Source organism: Pedobacter sp. KH_004 (assembly GCF_057840755.1).
Map to the genome: position 1 here is coordinate 3,392,524 of NZ_CM174519.1, position 18,210 is coordinate 3,410,733.

General features: G+C 36.4%; 14 protein-coding genes. 8 read left to right on the top strand and 6 right to left on the bottom strand.

Annotated elements, in window-relative coordinates:
• Positions 1-68: 68 nt before the first annotated feature.
• Positions 69-4,199 (bottom strand): hybrid sensor histidine kinase/response regulator transcription factor, encoded by a 4,131-nt coding sequence (locus tag AC3ITD_RS14455; protein WP_489360779.1) that lies wholly within the window; start codon positions 4,197-4,199, stop codon positions 69-71.
• A gap of 150 nt (positions 4,200-4,349) precedes the next feature.
• Positions 4,350-4,535, bottom strand: a complete 186-nt coding sequence (locus AC3ITD_RS14460) for a CsbD family protein (RefSeq protein WP_056848604.1) — start codon at positions 4,533-4,535, stop codon at positions 4,350-4,352.
• A gap of 195 nt (positions 4,536-4,730) precedes the next feature.
• On the opposite strand from AC3ITD_RS14460, the gene AC3ITD_RS14465 reads away from it, so the two are divergent.
• Both AC3ITD_RS14465 and AC3ITD_RS14470 read left to right on the top strand, forming a co-directional pair.
• A complete protein-coding gene (locus AC3ITD_RS14465) occupies positions 4,731-7,736 on the top strand; it encodes a SusC/RagA family TonB-linked outer membrane protein (protein WP_489360782.1) in 3,006 nt (1,001 codons plus the stop codon).
• Between the two features lie 20 nt (positions 7,737-7,756).
• Positions 7,757-9,127: a RagB/SusD family nutrient uptake outer membrane protein gene (locus tag AC3ITD_RS14470; RefSeq protein WP_489360784.1), complete on the top strand. Its 1,371-nt coding sequence runs from the start codon at positions 7,757-7,759 to the stop codon at positions 9,125-9,127.
• Positions 9,128-9,197: 70 nt separating this feature from the next.
• Here AC3ITD_RS14470 and acs read toward each other — a convergent pair whose 3' ends face one another.
• A complete protein-coding gene (acs, locus tag AC3ITD_RS14475; protein WP_489366685.1) occupies positions 9,198-11,108 on the bottom strand; it encodes an acetate--CoA ligase in 1,911 nt (636 codons plus the stop codon).
• Positions 11,109-11,239: 131 nt separating this feature from the next.
• Here acs and AC3ITD_RS14480 point away from each other — a divergent pair, with 131 nt between their 5' ends.
• From AC3ITD_RS14480 to rimO, 6 genes are all read left to right on the top strand, one after another.
• Positions 11,240-11,716, top strand: a complete 477-nt coding sequence (locus AC3ITD_RS14480; RefSeq protein WP_489360786.1) for a hypothetical protein — start codon at positions 11,240-11,242, stop codon at positions 11,714-11,716.
• A gap of 95 nt (positions 11,717-11,811) precedes the next feature.
• Positions 11,812-12,045: a 50S ribosomal protein L28 gene (gene rpmB / locus AC3ITD_RS14485; RefSeq protein ID WP_010599806.1), complete on the top strand. Its 234-nt coding sequence runs from the start codon at positions 11,812-11,814 to the stop codon at positions 12,043-12,045.
• Between the two features lie 44 nt (positions 12,046-12,089).
• The gene (rpmG, locus tag AC3ITD_RS14490; protein ID WP_010599807.1) at positions 12,090-12,272 is read left to right on the top strand and encodes a 50S ribosomal protein L33; all 183 of its coding nucleotides are present in this window, start codon (positions 12,090-12,092) and stop codon (positions 12,270-12,272) included.
• A gap of 82 nt (positions 12,273-12,354) precedes the next feature.
• Complete coding sequence (locus AC3ITD_RS14495; RefSeq protein ID WP_010599808.1) at positions 12,355-12,510, top strand: DUF4295 domain-containing protein; 156 nt, start codon at positions 12,355-12,357, stop codon at positions 12,508-12,510.
• Between the two features lie 82 nt (positions 12,511-12,592).
• On the top strand, positions 12,593-13,555 hold the full coding sequence (gene ftsY / locus AC3ITD_RS14500; RefSeq protein ID WP_265798970.1) for a signal recognition particle-docking protein FtsY: 963 nt from the start codon (positions 12,593-12,595) through the stop codon (positions 13,553-13,555).
• 101 nt (positions 13,556-13,656) lie between these two features.
• A complete protein-coding gene (rimO, locus tag AC3ITD_RS14505; RefSeq protein WP_265798971.1) occupies positions 13,657-14,988 on the top strand; it encodes a 30S ribosomal protein S12 methylthiotransferase RimO in 1,332 nt (443 codons plus the stop codon).
• A gap of 68 nt (positions 14,989-15,056) precedes the next feature.
• Here rimO and AC3ITD_RS14510 read toward each other — a convergent pair whose 3' ends face one another.
• From AC3ITD_RS14510 to AC3ITD_RS14520, 3 genes are all read right to left on the bottom strand, one after another.
• On the bottom strand, positions 15,057-15,398 hold the full coding sequence (locus tag AC3ITD_RS14510) for a hypothetical protein (protein WP_056848597.1): 342 nt from the start codon (positions 15,396-15,398) through the stop codon (positions 15,057-15,059).
• A gap of 200 nt (positions 15,399-15,598) precedes the next feature.
• Positions 15,599-16,597, bottom strand: coding sequence for an NAD(P)H-dependent glycerol-3-phosphate dehydrogenase (locus AC3ITD_RS14515; RefSeq protein ID WP_489360792.1), 999 nt, complete (start codon positions 16,595-16,597; stop codon positions 15,599-15,601).
• Positions 16,598-16,768: 171 nt separating this feature from the next.
• Positions 16,769-18,109 (bottom strand): efflux RND transporter periplasmic adaptor subunit, encoded by a 1,341-nt coding sequence (locus AC3ITD_RS14520; RefSeq protein ID WP_489360794.1) that lies wholly within the window; start codon positions 18,107-18,109, stop codon positions 16,769-16,771.
• Positions 18,110-18,210 lie beyond the last annotated feature (101 nt).

Here is an 18,210-nt window from a genome sequence, read left to right on the forward strand (position 1 = left end):
ACAATAGTGTACTATAATAACATTTTAGTTCACTATTATTGCAAAAGAGCGTTTTGAAGGCATTTTGCTTAAAAAATTTCTGTTGGGCTTGTTCCCTCGTGCTGTTTCTGACGGTATTCATTTGGGGCCAGATGATAAATCTTTTTAAACTCCCTGAAGAAGTAAGATTTATTGTTGAAGCCTGTTAAATAGAAAATTTCGGAGACATTTAATTTCGAATTCTGGAGTAAAACCGCAGCATGTTTTAACCGAATTCTTTTGATGAACTCAGAGGGTGTCATCCCCGCCAAAGTTTTTAATTTTCGATACAATTGCATTTTGCTGATGCATAAAATATCTTCCAGCTTCGAGGCATCTAGATCTGGTTCTGCTAAATTATCCTCCACCGCTTTTACCAACGCATTTAGAAATTCTTTATCACCCTGCTCCAAATCAACATCCACAAAGTGGTTGTTTATATTTCGGTCTTTAATTAAATGATTCATGCGGTTTCGGTAGTCTAATAGTTTCCGCACCCGCATTTGTAAATAGTTTACATGGAAAGGCTTTGAAATATAGGCGTCAGCCCCCGTTTCATAACCTTCAATTTTGCTTTCTTCCGTACCCTTGGCCGATAACATGATAAAAGGGATGTGGCAGGTTGAAGGTGCTGTTTTAACGTGTTTGCAAAGTTCAAGCCCATCCATATCCGGCATCATTACGTCGCTAATGATAATATCCGGCGTATTGTTTTTTAGAAATTCCAAGGCCGACCTACCGTTTTTGGCTTCGTAAACAATGTATGAATCTTTCAAGATGTTTCTAATCAAGAATCGTAAGGAAGCATCATCTTCAACAACTAAAATACTCGATGGGGAATAGCCTTTTAAATCATCAATTAAAGCAATTTTATTATTTTCTTCGGCAGTTTCTTCGTTATAGGGCTTCAGTATCGATTCAAATAAATAGGATGGAGCTGAGGCAACAACCTCATTTTCTTTACCTTCTATAGTCTGTTGAAGTTTAAGTTTGAAGTTGAAATAAATCCAATCGTCTTTTAAATAGACCTGAATGTTCCCGTCCATAATCGAGATTAGTTCTTTTGTGAAGGCTAAGCCAATGCCTGTGCTTTGTTTTTCAAACTGATTGCCTCCGCCGATGTAGAATTCTTTAAAAATATGCTTCAAATCTACCTCTTGAAGTTGGCAGCCAGAATTGCCTACAACGATTTCCAAATCCTGGGTTTCGGAATCAAAATTTGCTTTAAAAACAATTTCTTGCTCCTTACCTGAATGTTTAAATGCGTTCGAAAGCAAATTAAAGAGAACCTTCTCAAACTTATCCTTATCTATAAATCCAGCAATTCCTTGTTGAATATCGCGGGCAAATTTTTGTTGGTTTTTTTCTGCAGCAGGCACAAAAAGTTGAGTCAAGCTATTCAGTAATTTGCTAATATCGAAATAATCGTCGCTTCTTGTTAAATAACCGGCTTCAGCTTTTCTAAATTCTAGTAACTGCTGCACCAAATAGGTTAAGCGGGCAGTGTGTTGATGCACAATCGAAAGAAAATAATTTTTATCAATTGATTTATCTAGAGCATTGCGTTTTTGCATAAAATGCTCTACAGAGCCTAAAATGAGCGTTAAGGGGGTTTGAATTTCGTGGGCTATATTGGTAAAGAAATTAATTCGCTGCAAATGCACTTCTTCATCTTTTTGCCTGAACAGATACTCCCGCTCGAGTTTAAATTTCATTTCCAACCTGTTTTTTCGGTATACATGAAAGGCATATCCACCAATAATAAAAAGCAACATATAAAATGCATAAGCTGGATAGGTTAGCCAGAAATATTGTTTTACATCTAGCCTAAGCGCAACAACGTCCTTGGTCCAGATTCCTTCGCCATTACTCCAACGCACCAACAAGTCATATTTACCTGGAGGAATATTGTAGTAGGCAATTTTCCCGTCGGTGCCGGTATAACGCCAGCTTCGATCAAGGCCTTGAAGTTTATAGGCGAACTCATTTTTGGATGCACTAAAATAGTTTAGTGCATTGAAAGAAAATTGGAAGAAATTGCTTTTGCGCTCCAACTCGAATGTTGGAGCGCTTTTCTGTGTACCCTTAACAATAAGGTACTGATTATTCTGAAATTCCTTTCCACCAAGCTGCAAATCAGAAATCAACAAGTTGGGCTGTTTGATATTTTCGACAATATTTTTTGGCAAGAAATAATTAAAACCATAAATCCCCCCAAAAAGCAGGTTATTATTTGCTGTTTTAAAAGCTGCGCCATCACTAAACTCATTGCTTTGTAAACCATCGCTTTCCTGATAGTTGGCTATGCTGTTGTTGGCTGGATTTATTTTGGCCAAACCTTTATTGGTACTTAGCCAAATATTTTCCATCACATCTTCCTGAATAGCATGTATCGTGTTATTTGGTAATCCTTTATCAGTTGTTATTTTTATAAATTTCGGTTTATCTTTTAAAGATTCTTCGTACGATAAATAATTCAGGCCATAACTGGTACCAATCCATAGCCGGTTTTTACTATCATAAAACAGTGATAAAACATCACTGTGCGACAAGCTACCTTCGTAGCCAAAAGCCTTATAGGTTTTAAATTTTCCGGTTTTTTTGTTTAATACGCTTAATCCACCATATCTACAAGCGATCCATAAACGATTATCCTTTCCTTGAGCCAAGGCATAAATAATATCATTTACGGGTCCATTTTTTTCCACTGATGAGGACGAGTACTGCTTAAAATGCTGAATGGAAATTGATTGATCCGGATTTCGAACGAGCTTGAGGTGAACCAAACCATAACCACTGGTTCCCATCCAAATAGAACCATCAGGATCTTGAATAATGGCATAAACCGACTTAAACTCAGGAAGCTTGTTAGTATTGCGGATATCTTTCCAATTGAATAGTTTATTCAACTTTAAATCAAACACAGAAAGTCCTTTACCATCGGTGCCTATATAAATAAATTGGTTTGCACCTTTTTGAATTGCAAAAACGGAGTTGTTTTCTAACCCGGAGCTCGCATCAATTTTTTTCGGCTTGTTAGTTGCCCTGTTCTCCGACCAAAAATTGTTAAAAATTAAAACCCCATTTCCTTTGGTCCCTACCCATAAATTACCACCTTCTTCTGCAAAAGCCCTTATGGGTTTATTTATATTGGTGCCATTTACTTTGGTTAATAAGCCGAAAAAATTTTCTTTTGGGTAAATCTCAACTAAACCGTTTCCGTCTGTACCCAACCATAATATCTGATCGGTACCTACATTTAAAGCAGTAATTTTAAGATTTTCGACGGTAGCAACTTCATTTTTTAAAAAACTCGATGCTTTAAAGTCTGAATCAAAAACACTCAAACCTTGGTTTTCCCAGGCCACTACATAATGAGATTTATAAAACGAAACTGCTTTGATCTTTTTGTTTGGCCAGTCAATGGGCACTACAGCAAAGTTTTGATCAACTAGAAATTGCCTTTCGGTAGTAGTTGTGAAAATAATTTTACCATTGATGATAAAGAAATTGCTTATTCCCTTAGGATCGGTGAACTTCTTTTCAATCTGTAAAGTCTTCTGCCCAACTTTGGCCAACTTCAGTTCTCCAGATTTATTAAGGTAACAAAGTTGATCGCCAACAAAATTCATTTTAACAATGACCTCATGGGTCTTGAATTGTTGGTATGCTATAAATTTGTCTTTTTCAAAATCGTATCTGCTTAAAACTCCATTTGCTGAAAAACAAAAAACTATCCCATCATTGCTTATAATAAGGTCGTATTCATTCTCCCGTATTTTTTGTGGTGAAGTATTTTTATAAAAATAACGGCTAAACTTACCTGAAACTTTATTGTAGCGAGAGATACCACCGATGGTATTTATCCAGATATTATTTTTTTTATCTTCTTTAATGGATAAAATTACATTGCTCCCAATGCTGTTCTCTATCTTATCAATATTATGATTGTATACCGTAAAGTTAGCTCCGTCATACCGGTTTAAACCATCCCAGGTGCCAATCCATAAAAGCTGGTCTTTATCTTGAAAAATTGAATTAATTGAGCTGTTTGATAATCCATTCCGATTATCGAGCTGACGATAATAAAAAGAAACTTTCGGCTTCACGTCTTCGGCATAAATATGCTCTAACGAGATAAATCCCATCAAAAACAAAAGGACAACAAACGCTTTACTCATAGTAGGCTTGCAATTAAAAACTTGTTGGTTGGCTATAAATTTGGGATGATTAAAACTACTCAAAAAAATTCAATTAGCCGGACAGAAATAAGCTTAAACCAAAACAGGCGATCAAATTTGACCGCCTGTTTTTCATCTATAAACAAATGATTACAAAGAATTAATCCACTTTACTAATTCGTCTCTTCCCTTACCTGTTTTTTGCTGAAGTCTCCCTAATAACTCATCATCTTGTCCCTCATCGTGCTTCAAATCATCATCAGTTAAATCGGCATAAGCTTGTTTAACTTTACCTTTTATTTCGTTCCACTTTCCTTTAATTTCTAACTTATCCATTTTGAGTTTTTTTAAGTAAATCAAATTTTAATCTATTTTACCAACAACCATCTCCAATTTTTGTTTCGAAATGCGCTTTCGAAACGATATTAAATGTTAAAATCAATCATTCTTAAATGTTTTAAATAAAAATTTTGTTACATTGATTTATCATTCCTCTAACTATAAACCATTATTAACTAAAACTAAAATTTGATGAAAAAACTACTATTAAGTATGATTTTATCTTTCGGTTTGATTTCACTTGCTTTCGCACAAGATAAAGTCATAACCGGGAAAGTTACCTCCAACAGTTCAGGGCCTTTACCTGGTGTTAGTGTGTACGTAAAGGGCGCCGCTTCAAATGGTACTCAAACCGATGCAACTGGTTCATACAAACTAAGCGTACCGGCAAACGCGAAAACGTTGGTTTTCACTTTTATCGGATTTAAAACCAAGGAAATAGCTATCGCAGGCAGTACAGTCAATGCCAGTTTAGACGAAGAAAATACCACATTATCTGATGTGGTGGTAGTGGGTTACGGTACGCAAAATCGTAGAGATGTGACGGGGTCGATCGCCAAAATTACGTCTGCAGATTTGAAAGACAGGCCGCTTGCTACTATCGAAAGTGCATTGCAAGGAAAAGCGCCAGGGGTATTTATAAATTCAAGCAGTGGCAAGTTAGGTCAAGCGCTTCAAATTAGGGTTAGAGGAATATCATCTATCTCCGCTAGCAACCAACCCTTATTTGTAATTGACGGTGTCCCAATCGTTAGTGATGCCTTAGGAACCTATACTGAGGCAGACAATCCACTTGCAGCTATTAGTCCTGATGATATAGAATCAATGGAAGTATTAAAAGATGCGGCTTCTGCGGCTATTTATGGTGCAAGGGGTTCAAATGGAGTTGTTCTAATTACTACTAAAAAAGGTAAACAAGGCAGAACCAATATTGACTTTGGATATTATGCAGGCTTTAGCGATCCGACGAAAAAAGGCGAATTTTTGAATGCTGCACAGTATAAACAATTAATGGAAGAATCATTCAAGAACGTTGATTACGATGGTTATGTTAATTCTTCTGAATTGTGGGCTGATTATACAGGAACAAATGATTGGGATGGTACTGCAGATGCAAATTGGGTAGATGCATCTTTTAGAAGAGGCCATGTACAACAATATAACCTGAATATTAATGGAGGTGATGCCAAAACCCGTTTTTTAATATCTGGTAATTACAGTAATAATGATGGTATCATTGTGAGCAACAGATATGTTCGTACTGGCGGCAGAATGAGCCTAGATCACACTGTTTCAAAATTTCTTGATATTGGCGGGGCAATAAACATATCAAAAGTAGATAATTATCGTATCCCTACAGATAATGCATTTTCAAATCCTTTGCAATTAAATGCACTCCCTCCAATACAACCAATTTATGATGCATCTGGTGAGCTAAATAGTAATACTGTTTATTATAACTCATTAATTGATATTGCGAACGGCAGTAACCTTTCTACAACATACAGAACATTTGCAAATGCTTACGCCAGTTTAAAAATTACACCTGATTTGGTGTTTAGAAGCGAATATGGTTTTGATTTTAACAATTTGGAAGAAGAGCAATATCTTGGCTCAAAAACGCAAGATGGTGGTAGTACAAGTGGGTATGGAAATGATTACAATGCAAAATCGATCAACTTTAATACCAATAATACGTTAAACTATACCAAAGTATTTAATGAAAAACATAGCCTAAACGTATTAGGTGGTTTTACTTTTCAAGATACCAAATTTAGATATGGCACAGTAACTGGAACAGGTTTTCCGTCTGATAGGTTTGTTAAAATTGCCAGTGCAGCAACAATTTCGTCAGGAAGTTCTTTTGAAACCGAATACTCATTTGTTTCATATCTGGCTAGAGTAAATTACAAATATGATGACAAATATTTAGTAAGCGCTTCGGTTAGAACAGATGGTTCATCAAGATTTGGGGCAAACAACAGGTATGGTACTTTCCCTGCGGCATCATTGGGATGGATTGCTACAAATGAAGATTTTTTAAAAACAAGCACATGGCTGAGTTTATTGAAAGTTAGAGCAAGTTATGGATTAACTGGTAATGCGGAAATCGGAAATTTCGCATCGAGAACATTGTATGGTGGTGTTAATTATGCTGGTACTGCAGGAACTCTTCCAAATCAGCTGGGCGATCCTAACTTAACATGGGAGAACACCTCAAACTTTAACATCGGTTTAGATTTTGGTTTCTTATCAGATAGAATTACAGGTACTGTTGAAGCGTATAAGAAAAAAACTACAGATTTATTACTTAATGTTCCAATTGCAGCAACCAATGGCTTTACTTCAATTACACAGAACATTGGCGATATGCAGAATAAAGGTTTGGAATTCTCACTGAATACCAGAAATTTTGTAGGCGAATTCAACTGGACTACATCATTTAATATTGCTTTTAATAGAAACAAAATTCTACGTTTGGTAGATGGCCAGCCAATTTTTACTGGCGGAAGATTTCTGGGCAGAATTGCAGAAGGTGAACCATTTGGATATTTTTATGGTAAAGCTTACGCTGGTGTAGATCCAAATAATGGTGATGCAATTTATTATATCGATGCAAGCCGAACTGCAACCACAAATAGCTACAATACAGCACAAAACCAAAAAATCGGAGATCCAAATGCAAAATATTACGGGGGATTTGGAAATCGTTTTTCATACAAAAATTTTGATTTGGATATTCAAACCCAATTTGTTCAGGGCAATGATATTTATAATATGGCTGGTGGCTTTCAATCTGCCAATGGAGATTATTTTGACAACCAAACAATTGATCAGCTAAATTATTGGACAACCTCAAATAGAATTACATCTATACCACAACCAAGATTTGATTCTGCAAATGGTACAAGACCATCTTCGAGGTACATTCAAGATGGTTCTTATTTAAGGGTTAAGAGTGTTGTTTTCGGTTATAATTTACCAAAAGAATTTATAACAAAATACAAATTACAGAATGTTAGAATTTACGCTTCGGCACAGAATTTATTCACAATCACAGGATACAATGGATATGATCCTGAAGTAAATACACCTGCGGGTTCATCTCTACAAACCAATAATATCCAAATAGGACACGATTTTTATACACCTCCACAAGCCAGAACAATAACTTTTGGTGTAAACATTGGGCTTTAATGGATATAAATATTAGAAATATGAAAAATTATTATAAAAGTATATTGGCCGCTAGTATTATTATACTTACTGCTTCCTCTTGTAAAAAGCAATTGGAAATCGAGCCAAAGCAATCAATTTCATCTGATGTAGCGCTATCTACAACAGCTGATGTTCAAAACGCATTAATAGGTGCATATACAGTATTAGCAACTGGAGATTTATACGGCACTAACCTTGTTTTTCTTCCAGATATATATGCCAGCAATGGATATTTGAACTGGACAGGTTCATTTAGTACCTACAGAGATATCTCAAATAAAGCAATTATCTCTACTAATGCTGACGTATTACGAACCTGGGTATCTGCTTATAGGGCCATAAACGTAGCAAATACAGTTTTGTCAGCTTCAAGCGTGGTTAGCAATGCAACAACCAAAAATAATATTGAGGGTAAAGCCCTATTTATTAGAGCGATTATGCATTTTGAACTCGTAAGATTATATGCGCAACCCTTTGATGCTGCAGGAACAAACAATGGCCTAGGTGTACCAATTATTACGAAAGCAGTGCAAAGCACAAGTGATGTTGTTACTAATGTACCAAGAAATACTATTGCAGATGTTTATACAGCTGTTGAAAATGATCTTAAATCATCAATTACAAAACTTGAAGGTGCTGATGAAATGTATGCTTCAATGGCGTTTTTGGCCAGAGTATATCTTCAAGAAGGAAAATATGCATTGGCTAGAGATCTTGCTAATGACATTATTAACAACAGTTCGTATTCGTTAATAACTACATCTTTAGAAGCTCCATTTAGAACCAGAAATTCAAGTGAAGGTATTTTTGAAATCGCTCAAAATGAGCAGAGCAATGCAGGATCATCAAATGATGGATTAGCTACTTTCTATGCAAGTTATGAAAATTCAACGGGCGGCAATGTTGGTCGTGGAGATGCAAGTGTTAACACAGCTTTTTTTAATGCATTCGAAATTGGCGATAAAAGACAAACAGATTTAATTTATACAGGTACAGGTGCAAAAAACGGTTTATTCACTAAAAAATGGTATGATTATTTTGGAAACATTCCTGTTGCCCGCATTACTGAACAATACTTAATTAGAGCAGAATGCAACTTTAGATTAGGTACAGTAATTGGAGCTACACCAGCTGCTGACATCAACAGATTAAGGACAAGAGCTGGCTTAGGTAATGTGGTTCCTACACTTGCCTTAATACTAAATGAGCGTGAAAAAGAATTAGCTTATGAAGGATTTAGATTGCATGATTACAAACGTACAAAGCGTACACTAGGTACCTTTGTTTACAACGATCCTAAACTTGTTTTCCCTATACCAGATCGTGAGTTATCTGCTAATAAAGGTTTAGTTCAAAATCCAGGATATTAACCCCAATTTATTAAACCAAAAAATGCCGATCAAATGATCGGCATTTTTTGGTTACTTTGAATGTTTAAATCTATTTCAGCCCTTTCGAAGCCGCTATAATTTCTTCTACCACGCCTGGATCCAACAAAGTTGAAGTATCGCCTAAATTAGCGGTATCACCCTCAGCGATTTTCCTCAAAATTCGACGCATAATTTTACCCGAACGTGTTTTTGGCAAGCCGGACACGAAGAGGATTTTATCTGGTTTAGCAATAGCACCAATTACCCGGGTAACGGTTTGCAAAATATCTTTTTTAGTCAGTTCTGCTTCGCCATGCATTTCTGGATTAATTACAAAAGCATAAATCCCTTGTCCTTTTACATCATGCGGATAACCGACAACTGCACTTTCAACCACACCAGCATGCATATTAATGGCGTTTTCTACTTCCGCAGTACCAATTCTATGACCAGAAACATTCAAAACATCATCAACCCTACCAGTGATTCTATAGTATCCTTCCTCATCGCGTAAGCAGCCATCGCCAGTGAAATATAAATTCTCATAAGTCGAAAAATAGGTCTGCTTGCATCTCTCATGATCGCCATAGGTGGTACGTAACATTCCCGGCCATGGAAATTTAATACAGAGATTTCCACTTACGCCATTGCCATCAATTTCTTTACCATTTTCATCTACCAAAATGGGCTGAATACCTGGCAGAGGCAAAGTTGCGTAACTTGGTTTTGTCGGCGTTACTTTGGCAATTGGCGAGATCATAATTCCTCCGGTTTCGGTTTGCCACCAGGTATCAACAATTGGTGCTTTACCATGTCCAATCTTTTCATCAAACCAATGCCAGGCTTCTTCGTTTATCGGCTCCCCTACAGAACCGAGCACACGAATAGAACTTAAATCTTTTCCTTGTAAAGGTTCCTCGCCAAAGCTCATTAACGAACGTATAGCAGTTGGTGCGGTGTATAATGTATTTACTTTATGTTTTTCTACAATATCCCAAAAGCGAGAAGCATTCGGGTATGTTGGAATCCCTTCAAATAATACAGATGTTGCTCCTTGAGAAAGCGGTCCGTAAACGATGTACGAATGGCCAGTAATCCAACCAATATCAGCGGTACAGAAATAAACTTCTCCTGGTTGATAATTGAATACATTTGTGAAGGTATAACCAGCATAAACCATGTATCCGCCGCAAGTATGTACAACGCCTTTTGGTTTACCAGTAGAGCCCGAAGTGTACAAAATGAACAGCATATCTTCTGCATCCATCTCTTCGGCTTCACAGATATCATTTACATGTTTAACTTCATCTTCCCACCATACATCTCTACCTTTCAACATGGAAACCGGAGTACGCACATGCGTAAGCACAATACATTTTTCTACGGTAGGGCAGCCGATGAGCGCATCGTCAATTACATCTTTCAACGGAATTTGTTTATTTCCGCGATAGGCACCATCTGCAGTAATTACCAATTTACATTGCGAATCGTTAATCCGATCGGCAATGGATTTGGCAGAAAAACCACCAAAAATTACCGAGTGAACGGCTCCTATTCTGGCACAAGCCAGCACTGCAATTGCCAGCTCAGGAACCATGGGCATATATATGCAAATCCGGTCGCCTTTTTTTGCTCCGTTACGTTTTAAAACATTGGCAAAACGGCAAACCCGTTCGTGCAACATCTTATACGTTAGGGTAACACTCTCTTCTTCAGGATTATTGGGTTCCCAAATGATAGCGGGTTTATCACCATTTTTTTCTAAGTGACGATCCAGGCAGTTTTCGGTGATGTTTAGTTTGGCACCTTCGAACCATTTTATGTCTGGCTCGTTAAAATTCCATGATAAAACTTTAAACCAAGGTTTTCTCCACTGAAAGTTCTGTGCAACCTCTCCCCAAAATTGTTCAGGGTTTTCGATACTTTTTTTATAATCTTCTTCGTATTGTTTAAAAGATGTAATTTGCATGGTGCTCGTAATATATTTGGGATTAGTAGCGGCTAATTTAAATAAATAATGACGGAATTAAATATTCAAATTGTATCAAAAATGTTGTTTAGTTTTTGCTCAAAAAAAATATTGAAGTGCGGTATTATTATATTTTTGTATTTATGAAAAAATTAACACTCGCCGTCTTTTTTGTTTTGGCAACGATATCGTTTCAATCTATGTCCTCAGAAAATCCAACTGATACATTAAAAAAGACAGCAGAATATATTTTATTAAATAAAACAGCAAACATTGGTGAGGTTTTTATAAGCAAAAACAAAAAATCGAAAGAACAGATTGTTTATATAAAAATTCGTTTCGCAACCTTACAATCCAATTCCAATGCTATTAAAACCGCCGTTTTACAAGGCAATAAACAGTATGGCGAAAATGAGCATCCAACTATTTCCAGCGTCAAAATTTTGAAAGGAAAATATGAAGATATGAAAGGAGAAGCGGCAACAAAAACGGCAAGCTTATATACCTTCACTAAACTCGAATTCCCATTACGTTTGCAGATTATTACCATGGGAGAAACGCTTGATTTTGAGCTTTTAGAACCTGGTAAATGGGATATTGCCTTAAATTTAAAAAAATAATTACCACCCTCTTGTTGTTTACAATTATTATTCAGATATTTGCACACTCTTAAAAAAATTAAGCGACGATATTTTAACAACTATATTTACAAGTCATGTCAAGAGTTTGTGATTTAACAGGAAAAATGGCAATGAAAGGTAATAACGTATCACACTCGAACGTTAAAACCAAACGCAAATTTTATCCTAATTTGAAACTTCAGAAATTTTATATCCCTGAAGAAGACCGTTGGATTACGTTGAAAGTTTCTACTTCAGCGATTAAGACCATCAATAAAGTGGGTATTAGCGAAGCAATTAACCGTTTCGTAAAAAAAGGATTTTTGTAAAAAACATTAACTGTTGAGATTAACAGTTTACAATTAATATTAAAATGGCAAAAAAAGGTAACAGAGTTCAGGTTATTTTAGAATGTACTGAGCACAAAGAAAGTGGCATGCCAGGTATGTCTAGATATATTTCTACGAAAAACCGTAAAAACACTACTGAGCGTTTAGAATTGAAAAAATTCAACCCGGTATTGAGAAAAGTAACCGTACACAAAGAAATTAAATAAGATTGGTGATTTATAGTAGAAGGTTAGGGTGAGGAACCCCCATTCTATCAATCTATCATTCAATCATTAAAATTATAAGAACATGGCAAAGAAAGTAGTTGCAACCCTTAAAACAGGTACAGGTAAAGAATATTCGAAAGTGATCACAATGGTTAAATCACCGAAAACTGGTGCTTACTCATTCAAAGAACTTATCGTTCATAACGACCACGTAAAAGATGCTATCGCATCTAAATAAGGTTAATATTTTTTAATCAGAAAATATTAAAGGCCGTTCCGTTTTAACCGGGAGGGCTTTTTTTGTTATAGCAAATTTAGATATGGGCTTATTTGATTTTTTCAAAAAGAAAGAAACTGCTCCAGAGGCTCAAGAAGCTTTGGATAAAGGTTTAGAAAAAACTAAAGATGGTTTCTTCAATAAAATTACCAAAGCTGTTGCCGGAAAATCAACAGTTGATGACGAAGTACTCGATAATCTCGAAGAAGTTTTGGTTACTTCTGATGTTGGGGTAAGCACCACGTTAAAAATCATCAAACGGATTGAAGAACGCGTTTCTAAAGACAAATACCTTAATACGTCTGAATTAAATTTCATTTTAAGAGATGAAATTCAGTTACTACTTTCTGAAAATAACAGCAACGATTTCCGTCAATTTGAGTATGGCGACCACAAACCCTATGTAATTATGGTGGTTGGTGTTAATGGCGTTGGTAAAACAACCACCATTGGCAAGTTGGCCCACAAGTTAAAAGAATCCGGCCTTAAAGTTGTTTTGGGTGCTGCAGATACTTTTAGAGCTGCTGCTGTAGATCAAATTAAACTTTGGGGAGAACGTGTTGGTGTAAGAGTTGTTGCACAACCGATGGGATCTGATCCTGCCTCTGTTGCTTTTGATACTTTACAATCGGCTGTTGCCAATGGCGAAGATGTAGTAATTATTGATACTGCCGGACGTTTACACAATAAAGTTGGCTTAATGAATGAGTTGGGCAAAATTAAGCAGGTGATGCAAAAGGTTGTTCCGGGTGCGCCACATGAAATTTTGCTTGTATTAGATGCTTCAACAGGGCAAAATGCTTTTGAGCAATGCAAACAATTTACTGAAGCCACAGATGTAAATGCTTTGGCGATTACTAAATTAGATGGAACGGCTAAAGGTGGTGTGGTAATTGGCATTTCCGATCAGTTTAAAATTCCAGTAAAATATATTGGCGTAGGAGAAAAGATAGGCGATTTGCAGCTTTTTGATAAGAAAGAGTTTGTGAATAGTTTGTTTAAATAAGAAAGAAAATCGTCATTGCGAGGTACGAAGCAATGACGGACGATGACAAAATACCGGTTCTTAATCAAACCAGTATTGATTGGTTCTATCAAAATAATATTATGAATACCAAAATAGTAAAAAGTAAAACCGCAATTAAACAACCCAAAATAAATGTAATTACTTTGGGTTGCTCTAAAAATATCTACGATTCAGAAGTATTGATGGGGCAGCTACGTGGAAATAACTTAAACGTTGTTCACGAGTCTGATAAGATGGGGAAAGATGATATTGTAGTAATCAATACCTGCGGTTTTATTGATAATGCTAAACAAGAATCTATCGATACCATTCTCCAGTTCAGCGAACTAAAGGAAGCAGGCAAAATTGGCAAAGTGGTAGTAACAGGATGTTTATCTGAACGTTACAAGCCAGAACTAGAATCGGAAATTACCAACGTGGATGCTTTTTTTGGCACCAACGATTTACAAAATATACTTCACGAGTTAGGTGCAAACTACAAACATGAACTTATTGGCGAACGTTTATTAACTACGCCATCTCACTTTGCCTATTTCAAAATAGCCGAAGGTTGTAACCGTCCTTGTTCATTTTGCGCTATCCCGCTGATGCGTGGAAAACACATGAGTAAACCGATCGAAGAGTTGGTTAACGAAGCCAAAATTCTAGCTAAAAATGGCACCAAAGAGCTAATTCTAATTGCACAGGATTTAACTTACTATGGCTTAGACTTGTATGGCGTTAGAAAGTTAGATGAGCTCATGCGCCGTTTATCTGATGTTCCTGGTATAGAATGGATTCGTTTACAGTACGCCTACCCTTCTGGTTTCCCGATGGAAATTTTGGATGCCATGAACGAGCGTGATAATATTTGCAAATATCTGGATATGCCGCTTCAGCACATTACAGATAATATGTTGAAATCAATGCGTCGTGGTACAACGAAACAAAAAACAATTGATTTGGTGAACCAAATTAGAGATAAAGTGCCTAATATTGCGATGAGAACTACTTTAATTTGTGGTTATCCGGGCGAAACAGAACAAGATTTTGAGGAAATGAAACAGTGGGTTGAAGAAACCAAGTTTGATCGTTTAGGTTGTTTTACCTATTCTCATGAAGAGAAAACTCATGCACACACCCTAGTTGATGATGTTGCCGATGAAATTAAACAACAGCGTGTAGATGAGATCATGGAAATACAGCAAGGCATTTCATTTGATATCAACCAGGAAAAGGTGGGGCATACTTTTAAAGTTTTGGTTGATAAAAAGGAGGGCGATTTCTTTGTTGGAAGAACAGAATTCGATTCACCAGAAGTGGATAATGAAGTTTTAATCGATGCTGCAACAGGTTATGCTTCAAATGGCAGTTTTGTAAATGTTAAAATAGACAGAGCTGAAGATTTCGATTTATACGGAACAATAATCTAAAAAAATCAGAAAAATAAAAAAGCCTCGGTTTGAAAATTTTCAACCGAGGCTTTTTGCTGTTCATTATTTTAGTTCTTTTTTTCTACTCTGGTTTTGATTTGACTTGGTTTTAACCAAATTTTCGCGCCTTTTGAGTTTACGTAATATTTTTCGTTTTTAGCATTGATGTAAACATCAGAACCATCTGGTGCCATTTTGCCCTTCCAGGTTTTGTCTGCTACTTTCGAACCGCCTTTCACCGCAACTTCGGCAGTTTTATTACCAACCGATTTTGCACCTTTTCCAATGGCTTTTCCTGTTTTATCTAGTGCTTTACCAACATCTGTTTTTTTCTCTTGTGCATTAACACTTAAGCTTACACCGCCAAATAATGCGAGTGTTAACAATCCTATTGCAAATTTCTTTTTCATGACAGTTATTTTTATTTAGTGTAGAACGCGATAACAGCCAATTTGTTTTAAATAGGATTACCACAAAATGTTAAATTAACCTTATTGAAGTGATATCCTTTTCGAAGCAAAAATTTTAACCCTAGCAGTACCACAAACAAAAAGATTAAACGAAAAGAAGGACTGTAGTAACCGATTAGAAGTTCATTGCATTATAGCTATTAATTTATTTTCTCGGCAAGTAACTTCATCTCCATTTGAGGCGATCGGTTTTCATACAAAATATTGTGAACAGCTTTACTAATTGGCATATCTACATTAAATTCAAGGTTTTTAATGTGCATACATTTGGCCGCATAATAGCCCTCAGCAATCATATTCATTTCTAGCTGCGCTGATTTTACGGTATAACCCTTGCCAACCATGTTGCCAAAAGTACGGTTGCGGCTAAATTGAGAATAAGCCGTCACCAATAAATCGCCTAAATAGGCAGATTCCATAATGTCCCGGTTGATGGGGTGAACGGCATCAACGAAACGTTTTATCTCTCTAATGGCATTGCTAATTAATACTGCCTGGAAGTTATCGCCGTAACCTATACCGTGACAAATTCCACTTGCTACAGCATAAATATTTTTTAAAACAGCTGCATATTCCGTCCCGAAAATATCATCAGAAACGTTGGTTTTGATGTAATGGGTATTTAATAATGATGCAAAACCTGAAGCTTTTTCAATATCTGTACAGGCAATAGTGAGGTAAGATAGTTTTTCAAAAGCAACCTCTTCGGCATGGCAAGGGCCGCTTACAACCAAAATATCATGATATGGAATGGCGTAACGCTCATGTAAAAATTCTCCAATAATCAGGTTATCTTCTGGTACAATACCTTTAATTGCGGAAACAATTTTTTTGCCTTTTAGATCATCACTAGTAATTGATGAAAGCGTTTCCTTTATAAAAGCGGCAGGTACGTTTAGGATCACGAAATCAGCAGCACTAATAATTTCTTTTACGTTTGAAGATAAGTGGTCATCTGCCAATTTTATCTCAACGGAACTTAAGTAGTGTGGGTTATGCTTAAACTTTTTAATGTGATCGATAGCCACTTCATTGCGCATCCACCAATAAATTTCTTTTTCGGATAAATTATCAGAAAGCATTTTAACAATGGCAGTCGCCCAGCTCCCGCCCCCTATCATCGCTATTTTAGGTACCATGTTTATAAAAAAGGTTTTAAGGTAAAAGGTGTTCCAAAAAAGGTGTAAGGTAAAAGGTGTAAGACTTAAGGTATAGACTTGATGTCTCTAAACCTTAAACCTTACACCCCTAACCTTGGTTTACACCCTAAACCGTTGTGCAAGTTACTATTTCTTGCGATGAATTATAAACTACTTCTTGCCGTCTTTGTTAAACAACTGGTCTTTAGCCGTTTTTTCTACAACCATACCGTCTTTTAACTTATTTTGGATTGCTGAATAAGGGCCTGTTACAATTTCCTGACCAGCTTTTACACCCGATTTAACGATGATAAATTGATCATTCTGGATCCCTGTATTCACTTCAACTTTTTTTACCTTATTCGTTTTGGAATCAAAAGTATATACGAATTGTTTTATTTTTTTATCGGTTAATTTCGACTTCTGCTTATCAGTATTTTCCTGGCTTCCGCTATTTTTGTCGCCTTCGCCAGCTTTACCACTTTCAGTAAATACGGCCTGAATTGGAACAGCTAAACCATTAACAGTTTCACTTTCAATATCAACAGTGGCCGACATTCCTGGACGGAAAATAGATTGTTGTTTGCCCTCCATCACTTCTGTAATTCTGATTTTTACAGAGAAGTTTGTTACCTGATCTACTGAAGTTGAAGTAGTTGTTCCAACTGCTGTTGATGAACTTGCGATCTCTGTTACTACACCTCTAAATTTTTTATCAGCAAAAGCATCAACCTCAATAGAAGCTTTATCGCCTACTTTAACGCGGGTAATGTCGTTTTCATTTACATCTACGTTTACTTCCATCGATGAAAGATTGGAAATACGCATAATTTCGGTACCGGCCATTTGTGAGGTTCCTAAAATACGATCTCCCAATTCGATTGATAGCTTTGAAACTACCCCATCGGCAGGAGCATAAATAGTCGTTCTGGCTAAATTGGCACCTGCTTCTTTTACATTTGCACCTGTTTGCTCTAAAGTAAATTTAGCACCAGTTACATTTTCTTTTGCACTGGCTAAGGTTGCTTTAGCTGTTAAATAGGCAGCTTTGGCGGCATCAAATTCTGATGCTGATATCACTTTTTTATTAAACAATTCTACATTACGTTTATACGTAGCTTCGGCATTAACAAAATTAGCTTGATTTTGAGCCAATTGTTGTTGTGCGGCAGCAACACTCGCTTTCTGAGCGTTATATGAAGCCACTGTACGCTCATAACCTGATTGCAAAATATCTGGACGAACCTTACAAAGTAATTGTCCGGCTTTAACAATGTCGCCTTCTTTAACTTTCAGTTCTACCACTTCTCCCGATACCTCAGAACTTAATTTAACTTCGGTTTCTGGTTGAATTTTACCACTAGCAGTTACTGTTTCTACCACAGTTTTATCTGATGCTTTATCTACGGTAACTTTTTCAATTTTTTCGCCACCTATAACGCCAGTTACAGCCAACACGGCTAAAATGGCAAGAATGACACCAATGGTAATTAATATGTGCTTCAGTTTCATAATAGTTTAATGTATTTCGTTTGTTTTATTTTTCGCTTCGCAGATGATAACACTGATTTAGTGATTCCACAGATTCTTGTGTTTCTTTACACTAGTGTTTG

Coding starts and splice junctions, on each gene's coding strand:
- AC3ITD_RS14455 (WP_489360779.1), bottom strand. CDS start 4,199: ATGAGTAAAGCGTTTGTTGTCCTTTTGTTTTTGATGGGATTTATCTCG.
- AC3ITD_RS14460 (WP_056848604.1), bottom strand. CDS start 4,535: ATGGATAAGTTAGAAATTAAAGGAAAGTGGAACGAAATAAAAGGTAAA.
- AC3ITD_RS14465 (WP_489360782.1), top strand. CDS start 4,731: ATGAAAAAACTACTATTAAGTATGATTTTATCTTTCGGTTTGATTTCA.
- AC3ITD_RS14470 (WP_489360784.1), top strand. CDS start 7,757: ATGAAAAATTATTATAAAAGTATATTGGCCGCTAGTATTATTATACTT.
- AC3ITD_RS14480 (WP_489360786.1), top strand. CDS start 11,240: ATGAAAAAATTAACACTCGCCGTCTTTTTTGTTTTGGCAACGATATCG.
- rpmB (WP_010599806.1), top strand. CDS start 11,812: ATGTCAAGAGTTTGTGATTTAACAGGAAAAATGGCAATGAAAGGTAAT.
- rpmG (WP_010599807.1), top strand. CDS start 12,090: ATGGCAAAAAAAGGTAACAGAGTTCAGGTTATTTTAGAATGTACTGAG.
- AC3ITD_RS14495 (WP_010599808.1), top strand. CDS start 12,355: ATGGCAAAGAAAGTAGTTGCAACCCTTAAAACAGGTACAGGTAAAGAA.
- ftsY (WP_265798970.1), top strand. CDS start 12,593: ATGGGCTTATTTGATTTTTTCAAAAAGAAAGAAACTGCTCCAGAGGCT.
- rimO (WP_265798971.1), top strand. CDS start 13,657: ATGAATACCAAAATAGTAAAAAGTAAAACCGCAATTAAACAACCCAAA.
- AC3ITD_RS14510 (WP_056848597.1), bottom strand. CDS start 15,398: ATGAAAAAGAAATTTGCAATAGGATTGTTAACACTCGCATTATTTGGC.
- AC3ITD_RS14515 (WP_489360792.1), bottom strand. CDS start 16,597: ATGGTACCTAAAATAGCGATGATAGGGGGCGGGAGCTGGGCGACTGCC.
- AC3ITD_RS14520 (WP_489360794.1), bottom strand. CDS start 18,109: ATGAAACTGAAGCACATATTAATTACCATTGGTGTCATTCTTGCCATT.